Here is a 19,824-nt window from a genome sequence, read left to right on the forward strand (position 1 = left end):
TCACATCACTCCTTCCGGGGTCTTCTTCGGCGCGCTCTCCTCGGCGACGCCGAAGTAGATCGCGGCCAGTCTCGGATCGCTCGTGATCTGCTCCGGCGAGCCGGTCGCGAGCACCTCGCCGAGGTGCAGGAAGACCATCTCGTCCGACAGCTCGGACAGCACCTTCGTGTTGTGCTCGACGATGCAGACGCTGCGCCCGTCCTGCGCGAGGCCGCGGACGATCTCCGTCATCCGCGCGAGCGTCGCCGGGTCCAGCCCCGAGGCCGGCTCGTCGAGCAGCACGACGCGCGGCTTCGCCGCGATCACGCGCGCGAGGCTGAGCAGCTTCTGCTCCGCGTAGGAGAGGTCGCGCGCGCGACGGTCGAGGCCCTCCGTCAGGCCGACCGCGCCCAGCGCCGCGCCCGCCTCCTGCGCGGCGCGTCTGAGCGCGGCACGCGCGCGGCGGCGGCGCAGCAGCGCGGTCACCGCGCCCTCGTCGTGCCCGAGCGGGACGGCGACCATCACGTTCTCCAGCGCGGTCAGCTCCTCGAACAGCCGCAGCCCCTGGAAGGAGCGCAGCAGGCCGTGGCGGGCGCGCGCGTCGAAGCCGAGCTTGTCGATCGTCGAGGCGTCGAGCGCGACCGTGCCGGCGTTGGCCGGCTGCGCGCCGGTGACGAGGTCGAACAGCGTTGTCTTGCCGGCGCCGTTGGGGCCGACGACGCCGGTCACGCGCCCGGGGGCGAGCGACAGGTCGACGTCGGTGACCGCCTTGATGCCGCCGAAGGCGCGGGTCAGACCGCGCCCCTCCAGCGTCGCGCCGGACACGTGCACGATCTCGCCGCCGACGTCGTGCGGGGCCGGCTGGGCGTGGCGCCGCGGCTTCACGATGCCGCGCCGCAGCACGACGACGACGAGCAGCAGCACGACCCCGAACAGCAGCTCGCGGATGTAGACGACGGTGCTGCTGGTCGCGCCGAGCTGGTCCAGCAGCTCCGGCAGCGCGACGATCAGGATCGAGCCGACGAGCGGCCCGAGCATGCTGCCCGCTCCGCCGACGATCACCATCGACAGCAGCAGGATCGAGAAGTGCACGTCGAACGTCGCCGGCAGGATGTAGCCGAGGTAGCTGGCGTAGACCGCGCCCGCGACCGCCGCCAGCATCGCCGAGACGGTCACGACGGCGACCTTCGCCAGCGCCGGGCGCTTGCCGAGCGCGCGCGCCGCGACCTCGTCCTGCCCGGACGCGCGCAGCACCAGCCCGAACGGGGAGCGGTCGACGCGCCGCGCGGCCTCCATGCAGATCACGAGCACGATCGCGGCGGCGAAGACGAGGTCCCACGGCGTGTCGAAGGCGAAGCCGAAGATCTCGATCCCGGGGATCCCCGGGATGCCGTAGGTGCCGCCGGTGAAGTCGTGGAAGCTCTCCAGCGCCGAGGTCATCACGATCTGCAGCGCGAACGTCGCGATCGCGAGGTAGTCGTCGGAGATCCGCAGCGCGAGCAGGCCGATCATCAGCCCCGCGACGCCCGCCAGCGCGATGCCGGCGATCGCCGCGACCAGCCACGGCAGGTCGTAGCGGATCGCGCCGATCCCGATCGCGTAGGCGCCGAAGCTGACGAAGGCGCCCTGCGCCACCGAGAAGAGGCGGCTGAAGCCGAGCAGCAGGTTGTACGAGCTGGCGATCGCGCCGAACAGCAGGACCTGCGTGATGATGCCGAGCGTGTAGGGACTCATCGCCTCACCCCGTCCGCGTCTGGACCGCCGCCCGCAGCCCCGAGGGGCGCGCCACGAGCATCAGCGCGAGGACGGCGAAGGTCACGATCGTCTGCCACTGCGCGCTGATCCACAGCAGCACGACGTTCTCCAGCAGGCCGAGCGCGAAGGCCGCGAGCATCGCGCCCGACTGCCGCTCGGTGCCACCCGCGATCACCGCGATGATCGCGATCAGCACGGGCGTGAAGCCGAGGTCGGGGTTGACGCCGGTGCGCAGCGCCATCACGACGACGGCCGGCACCAGCAGCGCCGAGCCGAGGGCGAAGGCGATCCGGTACACGCGCGCCACCGGGATGCCGAAGTAGCCGGCCAGCTCCGGGTTGCCCTGCACCGCCCGCATCGAGCGGCCCCAGCGCGAGCGGCTCATGATCAGCCACACCAGCAGCCCGAAGCCGACTGCGAACGCGACGATCAACCCGTCGTAGCGCGTCACGGTGAATTCAGCGGCGCGGTAGAGCGGCTCCGGCACCGTCGTCTCCAGCCCGCGCGCGTCCTCCTGGAACAGCAGCGCGAGCACCGCCTGGGAGATCGTCAGCAGTGCCGAGGCGGCGAGGAACAGCAGCAGCTGGTCGCCGCCGTGGCGCCGGATCGGCTCGTAGATCACGCTCTCGATCAGGACCCCGAGCGCGACCGCAGCGCCGAGTGCCGCGACGATCGCCAACCAGATGTTGGTGTCGAGGTCGACGAAGACCCAGTAGAGCACGTACGCCGCCACGTTCAGCACGGCGATGTGCGCGAGGTGGAACGTCCGGGTGACCGCGAAGATCACCCAGAAGCTCAACGCGAGGAGCGCGTACAGCGCTCCCTGCGAGATTCCGTTGACGAGGATCTGGGACACGACCCGATCAGCACTCCACGGTGTCGATCGGGACGAATCTGCCGTCTCTCACCTGCAGCACCTGGAACGGCTTGCGCGCGATCGGGTCGCCGTCTCTGAATTCAGCGGTGCCGGTCGCAGCGGGGAATCTGCCGACTCTGAAGAAGGCGTCGTAGACCGTCTGCGGATCGTCCATGTCGCCGCCGTCGGCCTTGACGGCTCTCATCGCGTCGGCCAGCGCCATCACGCCGTCATAGAGGGTCGCGTGGTAGAAGGTCAGGTCGCTGGTGGCGGTGTCGGGCGACACTCTTCTGTACGCCTCGACGAACGCTCTCGTCTGCGGGTCGGTGCTGTTGGCGTCGAACAGGCCGGCGGTGTAGTAGGAGCCGTCGGCGGCGTCACCGGCGACCTGGATCGTCTGCGGAACGGCGGCGCCGGAGTAGGAGAGCGTTCTCGCGGTCATGCCGAGCTCTCTCATCTGCTTGAGGATGTTCCCGGGGTCGGAGCCGAAGGTGTAGATGTAGATCAGGTCCGGGTCCTCCTGCTTCAGGCGCGTGAGGATCGAGCGGAAGTCGGTGCTGCCCTGCGGCGCGCTCTCGCTGCCGACGACCTGGCCGCCCTTCTCCTCGAAGTCTCTGGAGAAGGCCTCGACACCGGCGCGGTTGGCGGCGATGTCGGCGAAGATCGCGCCGACTCTTCTGGCGCCGAGGTCGTCGTACGCGTACTGCGCCGCGCACTGCATCTCGTGATCCTGGCCGTTGAGCGTATGTATCGTGTGCGCGCCCATCGCGTCGGCGTCGAACGGCGGCGCGCCGGAGTTGACCAGCAGCATGTCCTGTCTGGCCGCGAGCGGGCCGATCGCGGTGACGACGGCGCTGAAGCCGACGATCCCGAATCTGTAGCCGTCGCTGGCGAACTTGTTGTAGGCGTTGACGCCGTTCTGCGGGTCGCCGACGGTGTCGAAGACCTCGTAGTCGATCTTGCGCCCGTCGATGCCGCCTCTGGCGTTGAGCTGCTCGATCGCGGCTCTCGCGCCGTCGGTCATGAAGCGGCCGGTCACGGCGGCGTCGCCCGACTGGGGGATCAGGATGCCGAGTCTGACCGGGTCCGACGAGCCGCTGCCTGCACCCGTCGAGCTGCCCCCGCTTCCGCTCGCGCCCCCGCTGTCGTTGTCGCTGCTGCTGCCGCACGCGGCGAGCATGAGCGCCAACAGCACTGTCACGGCAACCGTCGTGATCTTGCGCATCGCATCTCTCCTCCGGACGCCGCCGTCACGGCGTCGTCGTGGTCTCTCTCCTCGACCGTTCAGACCCAGACTCGGACCTTACTTGCTCGCAAGCAAGCTACCTGTCCTTCGTCGCGCTTGTCAACCGCGGCGGTCGGCGGGCGACGCGGGAAGCCGCGCCGCGCGGCCGGCGGCGAACCGCTCAGCGGGCCGGCGCGCGGACTGCCGAACGGGCCCGAAACGCCGCCACCGCGGCCGCGTGCTCGTCGGTCAGGCGCAGCAGCGACAACTCGGCCGCCTCCCGTTCGAGCAGGCGCGCGCGATCGGCGGATTCGAGCGCGCCGAAGAGGCGCTTGGTCGCCGCGACGGCTGGCGCCGGGGCGGCCGCGAGGCGGGTTGCGAGCGCTTGCGCTTCGGTGTCCAGCTCGTCGTGCGGGACGACCGCGTGGACGAGGCCCCAGGCGTGCGCCTCGGTCGCCGTGAGCCGCTCGCCGGTCAGCAGCAGCGCCCGCGCCCGCGCCGCGCCGACGCGCGCCGACAGCGTCGCGACGATGCCGAGATCGGGCGCCAGGCCGAGCGCCAGTTGCGGAGCGGAGAAGTAGGCCGTGTCGGCGGCGACGATCACGTCACAGGCGGCGGCGAGCGCGAAGCCGCCGCCGACAGCCGCGCCGTTGACGGCCGCGACGAACGGCTTCGGCGCGGCGGCGATCCGCTCGATCAACTGCGCCTGCAGCGTCGCGAGGCGGTCGCGAAACGGCATCCCCTCCTCCGGCGCGAGGTCGGTCAGGTCGGCGCCGGCGCAGAAGGCGCGGCCGGCGCCGGTCAGCACGACGGCGCGCGTGACGGGATCGGCGACGACCCGTTCGAGCGCGTCGGCCAGTTCCTGCTTGAGCCGGAGGTCGAGCGCGTTGAGCTTGTCGGGTCGCCGCAGGCGGACGACGGCGACAGGGCCGTCGGAGGTGACGTCGAGCGTTGCGTTTGACATGGCCCGACGTATACGCTCCTATTTGCTTGCGAGCAAGTCAGGAGAGACTGCTGTGACCCCTACGCCCCTCGACAGCCGCGACGCGGCGGGCCCCTCGGCCGACCACGCGGCCGCCGCGGCCGCAATCGCCGACAGCCCCACGCGGCCGCTCGACGGCGGCCGCACGGAGCCGTCCCGGATGGCCGCTTCGCCCGGCCTCGAGCGCCTGCTCGCCAACCTCACCGGCACGATCCCGCCGCCGCCCACCTGGTACGTGCTCGGCTACCGGCTGACCGCGGTCGAGCACGGACGGGTCGCGTTCGAGATGGCACCGCTGCCGGGCCACACGAACTACGGCGGCACCGTCCACGGCGGCGTGATCTCGGCGCTCGCCGACTCGGCGATGGCGTGCGCGGTGCTGAGCGTCCTCGACGCCGACCACTGGTGCGCGACGATCGAGCTGAAGGTCAACATGCTGCGCCCGGTCGCCGCCCCCGGCGAGCTGCTGCGCGCGACCGGCTCGGTCCGCTGGCGCGGCGGCACCACCGCCGTCGCGGAGGCGTCCCTGACCGTCGGCGACGAGGAGGTCGCGATCGGCCTCAGCACGCACGCGATCCGCGCCGCGAGGCGGTTGACGGGCGGACCGGAGGCGGGCGCATGACCGCCGACACGACGATCCCCCTCGCCGCGCCGCCCGCGGTGTCGCCGTCCGCTCGCGAGACCGCCGCATGACCACCGAAGCAACGCTCTCGCCCGCGGCGCTGCTCGACGCGGCGCGCGATGGTTCGACGCGTGCGCTCGCACGTGCGTTGACCGTGCTCGAACGCGGCGAGGCGGACGCGGAGGCGCTCGACCGTGCCGCGAGCGCGGCGGCGACCGGGCACGCGCGGACGGTCGGGCTGACCGGGCCGCCCGGAGCCGGCAAGTCGTGCCTGGTCGACGCGCTGTCGGCGGAGCTGTGCCGGCGCGGGCGGCGCGTGGCGGTGCTCGCGGTCGATCCGTCGAGTCCGTTCAGCGGCGGCGCGCTGCTGGGCGACCGCACGCGGCTGCGCGCCGATCCGGACCCGCGGCTGTTCGTGCGCTCGATCGCCTCGCGCGGGCGACTCGGCGGGCTCGCGCCGATGACGCGCGCGGCGACGCGGCTGCTCGACGCGGCCGGCTTCGACGTCGTGCTGCTGGAGACCGTCGGCGTCGGCCAGAGCGAGATCGAGGTCGCGCGCGTCGCCGACTGCGTGATCGTCGTCTCGGTGCCCGGCAACGGCGACGGCGTGCAGCTCGCGAAGGCCGGCCTGCTGGAGACCGGCGACCTCTACGCGGTCAACAAGTCCGACCGCGACCCGTCGGCCGCGCAGCAGCTCGCACGGGCGCTGCGCGCGACCGTCGCCGCCGACGTCGTCGTCTGCTCGGCGCTGCGCGAGGAGGGAACCGCGGCGCTGTGCGACGCCGCCCAGCAGCAGCTCGCCGTCGCGGAGTCCTCCGGCGCGCTGCGCACCCGCCGCGCGGCCGCGGTCGAGCACGAGCTGCTCGAGCTGGTCGCCGCCGACGCGGTCGCGGCGGTGCAGGCCCGCGGCGACGGCCTGCGGGAGGCGGCCGCCGCGGTCGCGGCCGGACGCACGACGACCCGCGCCGCCGCGCGCGAGCTGCTCAGCACGAGCTGACGCGTTCGGCGCCGCGCCCCACCGCGAGCCGGCGACCGGCTCACCGCTTCTTGCCGACCCTCGCCGCTCGCCTGCCGTTGCCGCGTGCCGCTGGCGCCTCGTCAGCGCCGAACCCGCTGCGAAAGAGGTCCATCATCATCTCCGCGAGCTGCTCGGCGGACATCTCGCCGCGGTCCTCGCGGAACCAGCGGAAGGTCCAGTTGGCGGCGCCGAACAGCAGCGACATCGTCGGTCCGACGGGCAGGTCTCTGCGCACGCGACCGGCCGCTTGAGCGGCCGCGAGCGACTCCGAGAACATCCCCTGGTAGAGCCTGCGCCGCTGCTGGATCTTGCTGCGCTCGTCCGGGACGAGGCTCTCGAACTCGCGCGTGAAGACCGACGACATCTCCGGATGGCGCGCGACCGTGACGATGTGCGCGCGCAGCATCGCCTCGAACTGCAGCGCCGGATCCGGCTGCGCAGCGCGCGCCTCGTAGACGCCCTCGCCGAGCCGGTCGAAGAAGCTCTCGAACAGCGCGAGCAGGATCGCGTGCTTGTTGCGGAAGTGGTAGTAGATCGCCTGCCGCGTGACGCCGAGCACCTCCGCGACGTCCTGCAGGTTGGTCCCGCGGTAGCCGTTGCGCGAGAAGGCGCCGACCGACTCCGCGAGGATCTCCTCGCGGGACAGGCTGGTCTTCAGTTGTGATTCGTCGTCCTGCATCTGGATGCCTCCTCACCTGCCCCTGACGCGCGTGCCGAACGTCGGCGTAGATCAAAGCAGCGTCGCCGCTCTCCCGGCGCACACGTTCGTCGTCCGGGAGGTCTACACCCCGCCCCGGTCCGACAGCGCGAGCGCCCGCTCCGCGAGCCGCGGCACGCCCTCCTCCAGCAGCACGAAGAACGGGTCGACCGTCGTGCCGGCGAGGTGGCGCTTCCAGCTGCCCTCGAACAGCACCGCGAGCTTCCACAGCGCGAGGCACTCGTACCACTCGGCGCGCGCGACCGAGCGGCCGCTGCCCGCCGCGTAGCGCTCGACCAGCTGCGCGCGCGACAGCCCGCCCTCGCCACCGGTCGCGGCCGAGAAGCCGAGCACCGGGTCGACCACGTCGCCGGGCGCGACATAGGTGGCGAGCAGGAAGCCGAGGTCCGCGAGCGGGTCGCCGAGCGTCGCCAGCTCCCAGTCGATCGTCGCCAGCCGCCGCACCGGCGCGGTCGTCGAGAAGAGGATGTTGTTGAGCTTGTAGTCGCCGTGCACGACCGTCGTCTCACGTGTCACCGGCGGGTCGGCTGCCAGCCGGCGCGCGACCTCTTCGAGCGCGGGCAGCGGGCGGGTGCGGTTGTGCTCCCACTGCGACTGCCAGCGCCGCAGCTGCCGTTCGAGGTAGCCGTGCGGCCGGCCGATCCGCTCCAGCGCGCTGCCGCGCCAATCGATCGCGTGCAGCTCGACGAGGCCGTCGACGAACTGCTCGCAGACCGCGCGGCAGCCGGCGGGATCGTCGAACGCGGGCGGCAGCCTGTCGAGCACGACGACGCCGTCGACCAACTCCATCAGGAAGAACGGCGCCCCGATCGCGCGCTCGTCGTCGCACAGAACCACCGGCCGCGGGACGCGTGCGCCGAGCGCGTGCAGCGCCGACAGCAGCGCGTGCTCGCGCCGCACGTCGTGCGCCGACGGCGGCACCGGCGGCCGCGGCGGCCGGCGCAGGATCCAGCAGCCGTCGCCGCGATCGACGCGGAAGGTCTCGTTCGAGTGCCCGTCGCCGATCCGCCGCACCGAGATCTCTCCGCTGCCGGGCACCCACGGAGCGAGCCCTTCGAGCACGACGAGCGGCGGCACGTCGAGCGCGGCCGCCTCGGCACGCGAGGCGACGACGTCGCTGACGCCGCTCACGCCGCGCTCGCCCACTCGCCGGCCATCTGCGCCCGCGCGACCACCGTCAGATGAACCTCGTCGGCGCCGTCCACGAGCCGCAGCGTGCGGGCGTCGCGGGAGAGCGCCGAGAGCGGCGAGTCGCCGCTGACGCCGAGTGCGCCGTGCACCTGGATCGCGCGGTCGACGGCGCGCTGGGCGGTCGCCGGCGCCGACAGCTTCGCGAGCGAGATCAGCGGCGCGGCCTCGGCGCCGCCGACGGCGTCGAGCCGCTGCGCGGCGGCGCGCACGAGCGCCCGCGACTGCTCGATCTCCACGCGCGACTGCGCGACCAGCTCCTGCACGAGCTGACGATCGGCGAGCGGGCGGCCCCGCAGCACCCGCGCGCGGGCCCGCTCGCACAGCAGCTCCAGCGCCCGTTCGGCGTGGCCGATCGCGCGCATGCAGTGGTGCAGCCGGCCGGGGCTCAGGCGCGTCTGCGCGACGGAGAACCCCGTGCCGACCTCGCCGAGCACAGCGTCGTCGGGAACGACGCAGCGCTCGAAGCGCAGCTCGCAGTGGCCGGGGAAGCCGTCGTGGCCCAGCACCGGGATCGAGCGCACGATCCGCACGCCGGGCGTGTCCGCCGGCAGCACGAACAGCGTCGCGCGCTCGTGGCGCGGCGCCGACGCGTCGGTCACCGCCATCACGATCACGGTCGCCGCGCCCTGCGCGCCGGTCGTGAACCACTTGCGGCCCTCGATCGTCCAGCCGCCGCCGGGCCGTCGCGTCGCGCTCGTCTCGATCGACACGGGGTCGGAGCCGGCGACGTCGGGTTCGGTCATCGCGAAGCAGCTGCGCGTGCGGCCGTCGAGCAGCGGATCGAGGTGGACGGCGCGCTGCTCGTCGGTGCCGAAGCGGTGCAGGATCTCCGCGTTGCCGGTGTCGGGCGCGGCGCAGTTGAAGGCGTGCGGCGCGGGCAGGCTGCGCCCCATCTGCTCGCACAGCGGCGCGTAGTCGGCCGCGCTGTGCGTCAGGAAGAGGTTCCACAGACCCTGCTCGCGGGCTTCGTCGCGCAGGCGCGCGATCGCGGGCGGGAAAACAGCCGCAGAACCGCTGCCAGGGTCGTGCTCGCACGCGACCTCGAGCGGGATCACCCGCTCGTTGACGAATGCCCGCACGCGCTCCTGCAGTGCGCGCACGTCTCCCGATGCGCGCGTCCCATCACTGGAGTAAGTCGTCATCGTCACGATCTTACATGCGCGCAAGCAAGCTGGCACGAAGAAGGGCGCACCGCGTGAATGCTGCGCGCCGCTGTCGCGGTACGACCGATGACGCGTCGACCGACGGTGCATTTCACTGGCTGATACTCCCCGCTGGAAAGCCCCGCGCTGAGTTAACAGATGGCTTGCGGGGACGCAAGGGACAAAAAGCGAGACCCGAGATGCTCCGATTTCCGACGCCGGGCGGAGGGAAAGCGGTCGGTCGCGGACTACGGTCGGCCTCCAACCCCCCCGACGTTCGAAGGATGGAGCATCTCCGTGCACACCGCACGTTCCAGAAGGACCCGGCGGCTCGCGCCGGCAGCGGGCGGGCTGATCGCCGCGGCGGCCGCCTGCCTGCTCGGCGCCACCCCGGCGTCAGCGCTCAATTACGTCACCACCGCCAACGGCACCTCGTGGCAGATTCAGGACGCCGCGGCACCCGGCCTCGACACCGGCGCGATCCGCGCTACGCAGTCGGGCTCCTCGGCGCCGTCCGGCTTCGGCGGCATCCGCGTGCGGGTGCGCGTCGGCGACGGCGCCGCGCCGCGCGGCAACGACCAGCTCGTGCGCGGCTACGGCCTGCGCTTCGACGGCGGCGAGGACTTCCGCACGACGACCGCCGTGCCACTCGGCGACGTCGCGATCTCGCGCGCGATCCATATCGACAAGGACGGAGACTGGGGCCGCTTCACCGACACCTTCGCCAACCGCGGCCGCACGGCCCGCACGCTGGACGTCGTCTTCGGCGGCGCGCTCGGGCAGTACTCCGCGACCCCGGGCTCGCAGATCCAGATCGCCGCGACCGCCAGCGGCGACACGGCGATCGGCGGCGACGACGCGTGGGCCGTGATCGCGACGCCGACCGCCGCCGCCACGACGCCGACGTCGGGCCCGACCAGATCCGGCCCGATCGGGATCGTCTTCGGCTCGCCGACGCCGTTCGCCGGGGCGCTGGCCGGGATGAGCAACGCGATGTTCTCGCCGTTCGACGCACCGCTGCCCGCCGGCGGCCCGGAGGCCAACCTGCAGGGCTACCGCCACGCGCTGACGCTGCAGCCCGGCGAGACGAAGTCGCTCGTCCACTTCGTCGCGATCGGCCTCTCGGAGACGCGCAACGTCACCGGCGCGCCCGCGATCCCGGCCGCGGGAACGCAGATCGCGGCCGTCAGATCGACCGTCGAGACGCTCGCTGCGGCGCCTGACCTGAGCGGGATGACGACCGCCGAGATCTGCGCGATCGACAACCTCGACGTCGACAGCCTCGCGATCGCCGGCTTCGACCCGGCCGACTGCGCGACGGTCGCGGACCCGTCGGTCGGACCGCTGCCGCAGCAGCCCGCGCCGACGACCACCTCGCCGTACGACGTCGTCGACAAGACGATCGTGCAGCTGCAGGCCGACATGACGTCCGGCGTCACGACCTCGCAGGAGATCACGCGCGGGTACCTCGACCGGATCGCCGCCTACGACACCGGCCAGTGGGGCCTGCACGCGTTCATCACCGTCTCGAGGACTGCGATGGCGCAGGCCAGGCAGGCCGACCAGGAGCGCGCCGACGGCCGCACCGGGCCGCTGCTGGGGATCCCCGTCGCGCTGAAGGACAACTACGACACGAAGGACATGCAGACGACCGGCGGCACACTGACGCTGGAGGGCTACGTCCCGCAGAGAGACGCCTTCCAGGTCGATCGCCTGCGCAGAGCCGGCGCCGTGCTGATCGGCAAGACGAACCTGTCCGAGCTGGCCTACTCCGGCGCGTTCAGCGAGAGCGGTTTCGGCACCACCTGGCATGCCTTCAGACCGTCGAAGACGTCGCTGGGATCCAGCGGCGGCTCAGGCGCGGCGGGCGCGGCCAGCATGGCCGGCTTCGCGATGGGCTCCGACACCTGCCGCTCGCTGATCGGCACCTCGGGGACGGAGAGCCTCGCCTCGATCCGCACCACCTACGGCCTCACCAGCCGGAGCGGGATCCTGCCGCTGAGCATGTTCCAGGACACCGGCGGGCCGATGACGCGCTCGATCACGGACCTCGCGACGATCCTCAACATCACCGCGGGCTCCGATCCGGCCGACCCGATCACCGCGGAGGCGGACGCGCGCCGTCCGGCCGACTTCACCGCCGCGCTCGACCCCGACGCGCTCAGAGGCAAGCGGATCGGCTACGACCCGGCGATGTTCAGCGACTCGTTCGGGACGACGCACCAGCGCGACGCGATGCTCGCCGAGCTGGCCGTGCTGAGAGCGGCCGGCGCCGAGGTCGTCGTGATGTCGGCGATCCCGACGCCCGGTCCGATCAGCGGCGTGGCCGACACCGGCTACCGCGGCAACCAGTTCATCGAGTCGCTGAACCGCTGGGTCGCGGCTCACCCCGACGCGCCGGTCAGATCCGGCCTGGAGATCCGCAACAGCCCGCTGACGCTCCCGTACAACCGCCTCACGACGCAGACGGCCGGGCTGACGCCCGACCAGGTGCAGCAGTACGAGACGCGCCGGCAGGCATTCGCCGCCGCACTGGAGGGCTGGATGAACGGCGCCGGCGTCGACGCCGTCGTCTACCCGTCGGTCACGACCGACCTGCCTGACAACGACGGCTCGCTGTACACCGGCGGCGGCTCGTGCGAGACCAGCTCGATCTCCGGCCTGCCGGACGTGATCGTCCCGGCCGGCATGTCGTCCTACGGCGAGCCGAACGGCATGCAGTTCCTCGGTCGTGCGTGGGAGGACGAGAAGCTGATCGGGCTCGCGTACGCGTTCGAGCAGCAGGGCAGAGGCCACGTCGCCCCGACGGGCCTGCCGGCGCTGACCTACGACGCCGACGCGACGCCGCAGCCGATCAGAATCGAGCAGCCGGCGCCGCCGATCAGCGGCCCGACGCCGCCGGCCCCGCCGGCCCCGCCCGCGCCGCCGGCGAGAACGGTCACCGTGCCGGCCAGAGCGGGCGCGCTGAGCCTGCGCTCGTCGCGCCTGACGCTGAACGCGAAGGGCCGCGTGCGCGTCTCCGTGCGCTGCGCGGGCGGGACCGCATGCGGCCTCTCGCTGACGCTGCGGCTCGGCAGACGGACCGTCGCGCGCAGCGTCACGACGCTGAAGGCCGGGCGCACGACGGTGATCGCGCTGGCGCCGTCGAGAGCGAACCGCGCACGGCTGAAGCGCGCGAGACGCGTCACGCTCGTGCTGACGCCGGTCGGCGCGAGCACGAGCAGAAAGGTCACGCGGACGGTGCGACTGTCGCACTGACCGCGTCGTGAGCGCGGTGCCCCGGTCGCAGCGGCGGCCGGGGCCGCGCGCCGTCGAGCGCGGACGACGCGCCAGGGTGCTGGGCGCTGCTACTGCAGCGGCTGCGCCAGCTGCGCTTCGCCGGGCTCGCTCGCCGTGTCGTCCTCGGCGGCGTCAGCGTCGGTGTCGGCTTCGGGCGCCGGGCCCAGCGCCGCCTCGCGCTTGCGCGCGTCCTTGCGGGCGAGCTTGTCGAGTCTGCGCTCGCGCAGCTTGTTCTCGCGCATGATCTTCGCCATCGTCGTCTTCTTCTTGCCGTTTGACGCCATGCGTCTCCCAGGGATCGGTGCGTGCGAGACGCGGAGGGTGCGGGAGGGCAACGACAGCGAAAAGCGAACACGTCTGTCGGCCGAGCGGACGCCCGACCGTGCCTTGACTGTAACGCGTACGCGGCCGTGCATCCGCCAGAGCGGACGGACGGCCGCGCGCCCGGCGGGGTCAGTCGCGCGCCAGCGCCGCCCGCAGCTGGCGCTCCAGGTCGACGTAGCCGTCGTCGCCCGCGGCGATCTCGACCTTCACGATCCGCCCTCCCGTGCGACTCGCGGTACTGGCCGACCGACTCCTGCGCGCAGATCACGCCGTGCGCGTCGGCGTCGTCGAGCACGACCTCGCCGAGCACGCTGAACGAGACTGAGTCGCGGATGTCCAGTCTGATCGTGCCTCTGAAGTCAGCCACGCCGCGATCGCCCTCCCGCGCTCGGAACCGTTGCCGCCGCGAGCATCCCGCGCGGGCGGGTGAGCGGGCATCACACGCGGAGGGTGAGAGAGGGTGACGCCGCGGGCTGATCACACGAGCAGAGCCCCACGGGTGCGACGGCCATGCGGCCGTCGCACCCGCGCTCGCTCAGCTCGTCCGCCTGATCGAGATGTAGACCCTGCCGCTGACCGTGCACTTCGAGCGCTCGCCGCCGTCGCTCGCCTCGGCCGGCGGCGCTCTGCCGATCAGCACGTGGTCGCAGGCGCCGTCGAGCGTGATCACTCGTCTCAGCGTCGCGCCGCTCGCGAGGTGCGCGAAGTCGACGTCGTTCGCGCGCAGCGGCAGCACCACGGCCGATGCCGGCGTCTCGAAGACGCTCAGCTCGGCGCCGTCCTTCGGCCGCGCCGGGCGCAGGCCGGAGGTCAGGTAGGTGAGACACGACGGGTCCTGCACTCTGCCGCCGACACGCCCGATCGCGATGTCGACGCCGCGCGCCAGCGGCGCCAGCTCCTCGTCGCGTCCGGGGACCTCGCTGGCCATCGTCCCGAACGAGACGAGCAGTCTGCCCTTGCCGCTCGTGCATCTCGGCGCTCTCAGCGTCGCCGGCTTCGTCGGCGGACAGTAGTTCGTCTCGCGGTAGGCGGCGACCGTGCCCTTGTGCGTGACGCCGCCGGGAGCGATCGCGACCGAGCCGCCGGCGACGATCCCGTTGAGGATCGAGATCGTCGTTCTTCTCGGCCGGCCCAGCTCGAACGCGCTCTCGAACTCGATCGTCACGTCCTGCCCCGGGCTGCATCTGTTGGTCGAGTCGCGCTCGGACTTCACGTCGATGTAGCCGGCGACGTCGATCGTCGCGGTGTACGTCGTGAGCTTCGGAGCTCTCGGCAGTCTCGAGAGGTCGGGCCGTCTGGCCGCACCGCCGTTCGGAGCAGCGACCAGTGCGGCGGTTGCGCCGACCGCGACGGCGGCGGTCAGGGCGAGGGAGCGGAGCTTGCGGTTGCGCACAAGGTGACGAAACCAAGCCGCGCGTGCGACCGCATCAGTCAAACCACGGAACGAGCGCGGCGCGCCCGGCCGCGACGACGACCTCCGACAGCTGCGTCAGCGAGGCCGTGTCAAGCGCCCACTGCTGCCAGTAGAGCGGGACGTCGAAGTGCTCGTCGGCGAGCGTGACGAGCCCATCGGCGGTCGCCGCCTGCAGCTCCGGAACCAGGCCCCAGCCGAAGCCGAGCTGGATCGCGCGGAAGAAGTCGGCCGAGGAGGGGATGCGGTGAAACGGCGGCGACACGTCGACCACGCGATGACGCAGGAAGCGGTGCTGCAGCTCGTCCTCGTCGTCGAACGTGACCATCGGCGCGCGCTCGAACGCGGCGTCGGCGTCGGTCCCGGCGAACCAGCGCGCGGCGAACGCCGCCGACCCCATCGGCCGGTAGCGCATCGCTCCCAGCGGCGTGACGCGACAGCCGGCGAGCGGCTCGCGCTCGGTCGTCACCGCCGCCATCGTCACGCCCTTGCGCAGCAGGTCGCCGGTGCGGCTCTCGTCCTCGCGATGGATCCGCAGCTCGACCGCGGCGGCCAACGGCGCGACGGCCGTCAGGAACCAGGTCGCGAGCGAGTCGGCGTTGACGGCAACGGACAGGATCGCGCGCTCCGACGCGTCGCGCCCGCCCGCCAGCTCGCGCGCGGCTTCCTCCTCCAGCAGCGCGATCTGCCGCGCCAGTCGCAGCAGCGCCTCGCCGGAGGGCGTCAGCCGGATCGGCCGCGAGCGGACGACGAGCACGCGGCCGGCGGCGCCCTCCAGCGCCCTCAGCCGCTGGCTGACGGCGGAGGGCGTCACGTGCAGCATCCGCGCGGCGGCGTCGAGCGAGCCGCCCGCGGCGATCGCCGCGAGCGCGCGCAGCTGCTGGGCGTCGAAGTCCACTGAAGCAACGCTACAGGTACAGCAGGAACTTTCGTTGGTCTTCTGTTGGCCGATCGCCCACCATCCGCCTCCCGATGCTCTCCTCCGACGCGCTCCTCGCCGCTCTCGCCGGCCTCACGTTCGGCCTCTCCCTGATCGTCGCGATCGGCGCCCAGAACGCGTTCGTGCTGCGCCAGGGGCTGCTGCGTCAGCACCGCGCGATCGTCGTCGTCACCTGCGCCGCCTCCGACGTCGCGCTGATCGCCTTGGGGGTCGGCGGCGCCGGCGCGGTGCTGGCGACCTCCTCGACGCTGAGCTTCGTCGCGCGTGCGGGCGGGGCGATCTTCCTGATCTCCTACGCGGTCATCGCCGCGCGCCGGGCGTTGCACGGCGAGACGCTCGAGATCGCCGAGCGCGGCGAGCAGCACGGCCGGCTCGCCGTGTTCGGGACGACGCTCGCGCTGACGTGGCTGAATCCGCACGTGTACCTCGACACGGTCCTGCTCGTCGGCACCGCCGCCAACGCCCACGGGGCCGAGTGCTGGTGGTTCGCCGCGGGCACCGGCGCCGGCAGCGTCGTCTGGTTCACCGCGCTCGGCTACGGCGCCGCCGCGCTGCGCCCGCTGTTCGCCAAGCCGGCGGCGTGGCGCGTGCTCGACGCCGTGATCGCGACGATCATGCTCGCGCTCGGCGTCTCGCTGGCGATCAGCGCGTTCTAGGCGGGTCCGCCGCGACACGCACGACCTGGCGCGCCGTCGCGGCCGTGATCGCGCCGACGACGGCGGCGTCCTCGCCGTCGTGCAGCAGCCGGATCGCGGCGTTCAGCGCGCCGGTCACGAGCTGCGCGGCGACGTGCGGGCGCGGGTGGCCGGCGGTTGCGAGCGCACCCTGCAGCCGCTCGGCCGCACGGTCGGGGAGCGCGTGGATGCGGGCGAGCGCGTCGGCCGGCAGCGGCGCGTGCGCCAGCGCCTGCGCGAGCCGGTGGCGACCGCCGGCGACCATCTCCAACTGCACGCGCACGTACGCCGCGGCGCGCGCGCCGTCGCCGCGAGCGGCTGCGAGCGCCGCGTCGATCTCCTCGATCCAGTCCGGCAGCTCGCGTTCGCACAGCTCGACGACGATCGCGGCGCGCGAGTCGAAGTAGCGGTAGATCGAGTTGCGCGCCAGCCCCGTGCGCGCGCCGAGCGCGGCGAACGAGAGCGCCTCGTAGCCGTCGGCGAGCAGGATCGCCTCGGCCGCGTCGAGCAGTGCGTCACGCTGCTGCGCGCGGTGCTCCTGGACGGTGTCGGCATCGATCCGCGGCATCGCCCGCCAAGAGTACGGCGGGCGCCGTCGCAGCGACATCGCGACGATCTGTCGCTATGATCGCGACACTATGTCGCCAAGTTCCCCGGAGCCGACATCCGCCATCAGCCGCATCGCCGAGCTGCCCGCCGTCGCCGCCACGGCCGTCGCGATCGCGCACGAGCGCGCGGTCGAGTCGGCGCGCGGCGACCGCCTCTTCGCCGACCCGCTCGCGGCCGGCTTCCTCGCCGCCGCCACTCCGCCGGGCGCGACGGCGCCGCTGCCGCTCGGCGAACAGGTCCCGCTGATGCACGGCTACGTCGCATTGCGCACCCGCTGCTTCGACGACGAGCTGCTCGCCGCCGCCCGCGGGACCGGCGTGCGCCAGCTCGTGCTGCTCGCCGCCGGCCTCGACACGCGCGCGTTCCGGCTCGCGTGGCCGCGCGGAACTCGCCTGTTCGAGCTGGACGTGCCCACGCTGCTGGCCGTCAAGGAACCGCTGCTGCGCGCCGCCGGCGCGGTCGCCGCGTGCGACCGCACCACCCTTGCCACCGACCTCGCCGGCACCGGCTGGCCGGCCGCGTTGACCGCGGCGGGCTTCGATGCGAGCGTGCCGACCGCGTGGCTCGCCGAGGGCCTGCTGATGTACCTCGCCCCTGACGAGAACGACCGCCTGCTGGAGACGGTCGGCGCGCTGTCGGCGCCGGGCAGCGTGCTGCTCGCGGAGCACGTCCCGGCGGCGGGAACGCGGCCGCCGGAGTCCGACGCGGACGGCCATGTCCTGGACGCCGGCGGCGCCTCGTGGCGCTCGACGCTCGACGACCCGCTCGCCTGGCTCGACGCGCACGGCTGGGCGGCGGAGGCGATCGACGCACGCGCGCTCGCGACCGCCGTCGACCGCCCGCTGCCGGCGGTGCTCGACCGCGCCGCGGTCGGCGACGCCTGCGCCTGGCTGCTGCGGGCGAGGCGTCGGGCGGTCAGCTGATCCACGGCGCCGCGAACCCGTCCGCATCGCGCTCGCCGCCGCGAGCGAGTCCGCTCAGCTCCGCCGCGCGTCCGGGTCCGCGACGTCGGCGCGCAGTTCGGGATCGCGCTCGATGCCGCGGATGAAGACCGACAGCGCGGTACCCAGCAGCGACGGGGAGACGCTGTCGCGGTCGGCGAGGCGGACCATGCCGAGGCCGATGCTGAGGCCGACGGCGACGTTGCCGACGTTGCGCTCCAGCGCCGCCGAGGGCTCGAGGCCGGCGTCGGCGGCGCTCTCGTGCGAGAACGCGGCGAACATCTGGCGCAGCGCCTCGAAGCCGGCCGCGAAGCGCTCCCGCAGGCGCTCGTCGCGGTTGGCCACGAGCCAGAACTCGACCAGCAGGCGGAACGCCTCGGGCGCCTCCTCCAGCTCGTCCATGAAGCGGTCGCTGCCGACGAACGGGCGCTTCCAGGTCGTCTCGTCGCGGTCGAACAGCGCGACCTGCTCGGCGATCTCGGCCGCGACGTACTCCTCCATCAGCGCGACGAGCAGGTTGTCCTTGGAGCCGAAGTGGCCGTAGACGGCGCCCTTCGTCAGCCCTGCCTCCTCGGCGACGTCGTCGAGCGTCGCGCCCGCGAAGCCGCGGGCCGCGTAGACGCGCGCCGCCGCCTCCAGCAGTCTCGCGCGCGTGGCCGCCTTGCGCGCACTGCGATCGAACTCACCGCGCGGCATCAGCGCACCGCCCGGCGCATCCGATGATACACCGGATTACTTGACAGATACTCATCAGTACATATACTCGCCGGCACGCTCTGACCCTAGCGAGGAAGGACGACGAGATGCAGGCCAAGCTGCCCCCCGGATCGCGCATGCCCGCCGCACTGCAAACGATCGGCTGGTGGACGCGCCCGCTCGCCTACACCGAGCGCCTGCGCGCACGCTACGGCCCCCGCTTCACGATGCGGCTCGCCGGCCAGCCGCCGTTCGTCGTCCTGACCGACCCCGCCGACCTCAGAGCGCTGTTCACCGCGCCGCCGGACGTCCTGCACCCGGGCGAGGGCGCGCGCCTGCTGGAGCCGATCGTCGGCCCCAACTCCGTGATCCTGCTCGACGGCGCGACCCACCTGGAGCAGCGCAAGCTGATGCTGCCCGCCTTCCACGGCGACCGCATGCAGCGACTGACCGGCCTGATGCAGCAGCTGACCGAGCGCGAGCTGGACGGCTGGCCTGTCGACGCGCCGGTCGAGCTGCACCCGCGGCTGCAGCGGTTGACGCTGGAGATCATCCTGCGCGCGGTCTTCGGGCTCGACGAGGGCGAGCGGCTCGACCTGCTGCGCGATCGCCTGCCGGCGATCCTGAGCTTCGGCGACAGCCCGATATCGCTGCTGCCGCAGGCGCAGAGACTGCTCAGAGGGCGCGGCACCTTCGGCCGCTTCGAGCGTGCCAGAGCCGAGGTCGACCGTGAGCTGTTCGCGCTGATCGAGGAACGCCGCCGCGAGGACGCCGAGCGCGACGACGTGCTCGCGATGCTGCTGGCCGCGCGTCACTCCGACGGCTCGCCGATGACCGACGAGGAGATCCGCGACGAGCTGGTGACCGCGCTCGTCGCCGGCCACGAGACGACCGCCTCCTCGCTCGGCTTCGCGTTCGAGCAGCTCGCGCGCTCGCCAGAGGTCCAGGAGCGGCTCGCCGCGGAGGCCGCGGAGGACGGCGACGACTACCTCGACGCGACGATCAACGAGGTGATGCGGCGCCGGCCGGTGCTGCCGAACCCGGAGCCGCGGCTGGTCAAGCAGGAGGTGACGATCGGCGGCTGGACCTATCCCGCGGGCGTCGTGCTGATCGGCGGCGCCTACCTCGTCCACCACGATCCGCAGATCTACCCGGACCCGTACGCGTTCCGCCCCGAGCGCTTCCTCGCCAGCAAGCCCGGCACCTACACCTGGCTGCCGTTCGGCGGCGGCCGGCGCCGCTGCCTCGGCGCGAGCTTCGCGCTGCTGGAGATGCGGCTCGTCCTGCGCGCCGCGTCGCAGCGCTTCACCGTCGCCGCGACCGGCCCGAGACAGGGCACGCGCCGGCGGATGATCACGATCACGCCCGGCGACGGCGCGCGCGTCGTGCTGAGCCGGCGGACGACCTTCCAGGAGGATCGCACGGCGCCGACGCGCCAGCTCGTCGCCCGCTAGCCTGGCGC

The 19,824-nt window shown here is 72.9% G+C and carries 18 protein-coding genes; 6 read left to right on the forward strand and 12 right to left on the reverse strand.

Features of this window, described 5'->3' with window-relative positions; translation table 11 throughout:
- The 4 genes from Q7L65_RS11910 to Q7L65_RS11925 all read right to left on the reverse strand — a co-directional run bounded on the left by Q7L65_RS11910 (position 1) and on the right by Q7L65_RS11925 (position 4,779).
- Positions 1–1,713, reverse strand: a complete 1,713-nt coding sequence (locus Q7L65_RS11910) for a branched-chain amino acid ABC transporter ATP-binding protein/permease (protein ID WP_304721413.1) — start codon at positions 1,711–1,713, stop codon at positions 1–3.
- A 4-nt stretch (positions 1,714–1,717) separates the two neighbouring features.
- Entirely contained in the window at positions 1,718–2,590 is an 873-nt protein-coding gene (locus tag Q7L65_RS11915; protein WP_304721414.1) for a branched-chain amino acid ABC transporter permease, read from the reverse strand.
- Between the two features lie 7 nt (positions 2,591–2,597).
- Positions 2,598–3,815 (reverse strand): penicillin-binding protein activator, encoded by a 1,218-nt coding sequence (locus Q7L65_RS11920; RefSeq protein WP_304721416.1) that lies wholly within the window; start codon positions 3,813–3,815, stop codon positions 2,598–2,600.
- 181 nt (positions 3,816–3,996) lie between these two features.
- Positions 3,997–4,779: an enoyl-CoA hydratase/isomerase family protein gene (locus Q7L65_RS11925; RefSeq protein ID WP_304721417.1), complete on the reverse strand. Its 783-nt coding sequence runs from the start codon at positions 4,777–4,779 to the stop codon at positions 3,997–3,999.
- A 52-nt stretch (positions 4,780–4,831) separates the two neighbouring features.
- Here Q7L65_RS11925 and Q7L65_RS11930 point away from each other — a divergent pair, with 52 nt between their 5' ends.
- Positions 4,832–5,419, forward strand: a complete 588-nt coding sequence (locus tag Q7L65_RS11930; protein WP_304721418.1) for a PaaI family thioesterase — start codon at positions 4,832–4,834, stop codon at positions 5,417–5,419.
- A 67-nt stretch (positions 5,420–5,486) separates the two neighbouring features.
- On the forward strand, positions 5,487–6,416 hold the full coding sequence (gene meaB / locus Q7L65_RS11935) for a methylmalonyl Co-A mutase-associated GTPase MeaB (protein ID WP_304721419.1): 930 nt from the start codon (positions 5,487–5,489) through the stop codon (positions 6,414–6,416).
- A gap of 40 nt (positions 6,417–6,456) precedes the next feature.
- Here meaB and Q7L65_RS11940 read toward each other — a convergent pair whose 3' ends face one another.
- The 3 genes from Q7L65_RS11940 to Q7L65_RS11950 form a co-directional block, all read right to left on the reverse strand.
- Positions 6,457–7,116 (reverse strand): TetR/AcrR family transcriptional regulator, encoded by a 660-nt coding sequence (locus tag Q7L65_RS11940; protein ID WP_304721420.1) that lies wholly within the window; start codon positions 7,114–7,116, stop codon positions 6,457–6,459.
- 102 nt (positions 7,117–7,218) lie between these two features.
- Positions 7,219–8,286, reverse strand: a complete 1,068-nt coding sequence (locus Q7L65_RS11945; protein ID WP_304721422.1) for a phosphotransferase family protein — start codon at positions 8,284–8,286, stop codon at positions 7,219–7,221.
- A complete protein-coding gene (locus Q7L65_RS11950; RefSeq protein ID WP_304721424.1) occupies positions 8,283–9,488 on the reverse strand; it encodes an acyl-CoA dehydrogenase family protein in 1,206 nt (401 codons plus the stop codon). Before Q7L65_RS11950 ends, Q7L65_RS11945 begins: the two co-directional genes overlap by 4 nt.
- 297 nt (positions 9,489–9,785) lie before the next feature.
- Between Q7L65_RS11950 and Q7L65_RS11955 the strand changes: the two genes are divergently transcribed.
- Complete coding sequence (locus Q7L65_RS11955; RefSeq protein ID WP_304721426.1) at positions 9,786–12,746, forward strand: amidase family protein; 2,961 nt, start codon at positions 9,786–9,788, stop codon at positions 12,744–12,746.
- A gap of 89 nt (positions 12,747–12,835) precedes the next feature.
- Here the strand turns inward: Q7L65_RS11955 and Q7L65_RS11960 are convergent, their stop codons facing one another.
- The 3 genes from Q7L65_RS11960 to Q7L65_RS11970 form a co-directional block, all read right to left on the reverse strand.
- Positions 12,836–13,051 carry a hypothetical protein gene (locus tag Q7L65_RS11960; protein ID WP_304721427.1) on the reverse strand — a complete coding sequence of 72 codons (216 nt, stop codon included), beginning with the start codon at positions 13,049–13,051 and terminating at the stop codon, positions 12,836–12,838.
- A gap of 575 nt (positions 13,052–13,626) precedes the next feature.
- Positions 13,627–14,484 carry a hypothetical protein gene (locus Q7L65_RS11965; protein WP_304721428.1) on the reverse strand — a complete coding sequence of 286 codons (858 nt, stop codon included), beginning with the start codon at positions 14,482–14,484 and terminating at the stop codon, positions 13,627–13,629.
- 34 nt (positions 14,485–14,518) lie between these two features.
- The gene (locus Q7L65_RS11970; RefSeq protein ID WP_304721429.1) at positions 14,519–15,400 is read right to left on the reverse strand and encodes a LysR family transcriptional regulator ArgP; all 882 of its coding nucleotides are present in this window, start codon (positions 15,398–15,400) and stop codon (positions 14,519–14,521) included.
- A gap of 74 nt (positions 15,401–15,474) precedes the next feature.
- On the opposite strand from Q7L65_RS11970, the gene Q7L65_RS11975 reads away from it, so the two are divergent.
- Positions 15,475–16,098 (forward strand): LysE/ArgO family amino acid transporter, encoded by a 624-nt coding sequence (locus tag Q7L65_RS11975; protein WP_304721431.1) that lies wholly within the window; start codon positions 15,475–15,477, stop codon positions 16,096–16,098.
- Here the strand turns inward: Q7L65_RS11975 and Q7L65_RS11980 are convergent.
- On the reverse strand, positions 16,085–16,684 hold the full coding sequence (locus Q7L65_RS11980; RefSeq protein WP_304721432.1) for a TetR/AcrR family transcriptional regulator: 600 nt from the start codon (positions 16,682–16,684) through the stop codon (positions 16,085–16,087). The genes Q7L65_RS11975 and Q7L65_RS11980 overlap by 14 nt on opposite strands.
- Positions 16,685–16,754: 70 nt before the next feature.
- Here Q7L65_RS11980 and Q7L65_RS11985 point away from each other — a divergent pair, with 70 nt between their 5' ends.
- Positions 16,755–17,648, forward strand: coding sequence for an SAM-dependent methyltransferase (locus Q7L65_RS11985; protein ID WP_304721433.1), 894 nt, complete (start codon positions 16,755–16,757; stop codon positions 17,646–17,648).
- A 54-nt stretch (positions 17,649–17,702) separates the two neighbouring features.
- On the opposite strand, the gene Q7L65_RS11990 is transcribed toward Q7L65_RS11985, so the two are convergent.
- Complete coding sequence (locus Q7L65_RS11990; protein ID WP_304721435.1) at positions 17,703–18,362, reverse strand: TetR/AcrR family transcriptional regulator; 660 nt, start codon at positions 18,360–18,362, stop codon at positions 17,703–17,705.
- Between the two features lie 137 nt (positions 18,363–18,499).
- Between Q7L65_RS11990 and Q7L65_RS11995 the strand changes: the two genes are divergently transcribed.
- Positions 18,500–19,816 carry a cytochrome P450 gene (locus tag Q7L65_RS11995; protein WP_304721437.1) on the forward strand — a complete coding sequence of 439 codons (1,317 nt, stop codon included), beginning with the start codon at positions 18,500–18,502 and terminating at the stop codon, positions 19,814–19,816.
- The last annotated feature ends 8 nt before the right edge of the window (positions 19,817–19,824 follow it).

It is taken from the genome of Conexibacter sp. CPCC 206217 (assembly GCF_030646165.1).
Taxonomy (GTDB): Bacteria; Actinomycetota; Thermoleophilia; order Solirubrobacterales; family Solirubrobacteraceae; genus Conexibacter.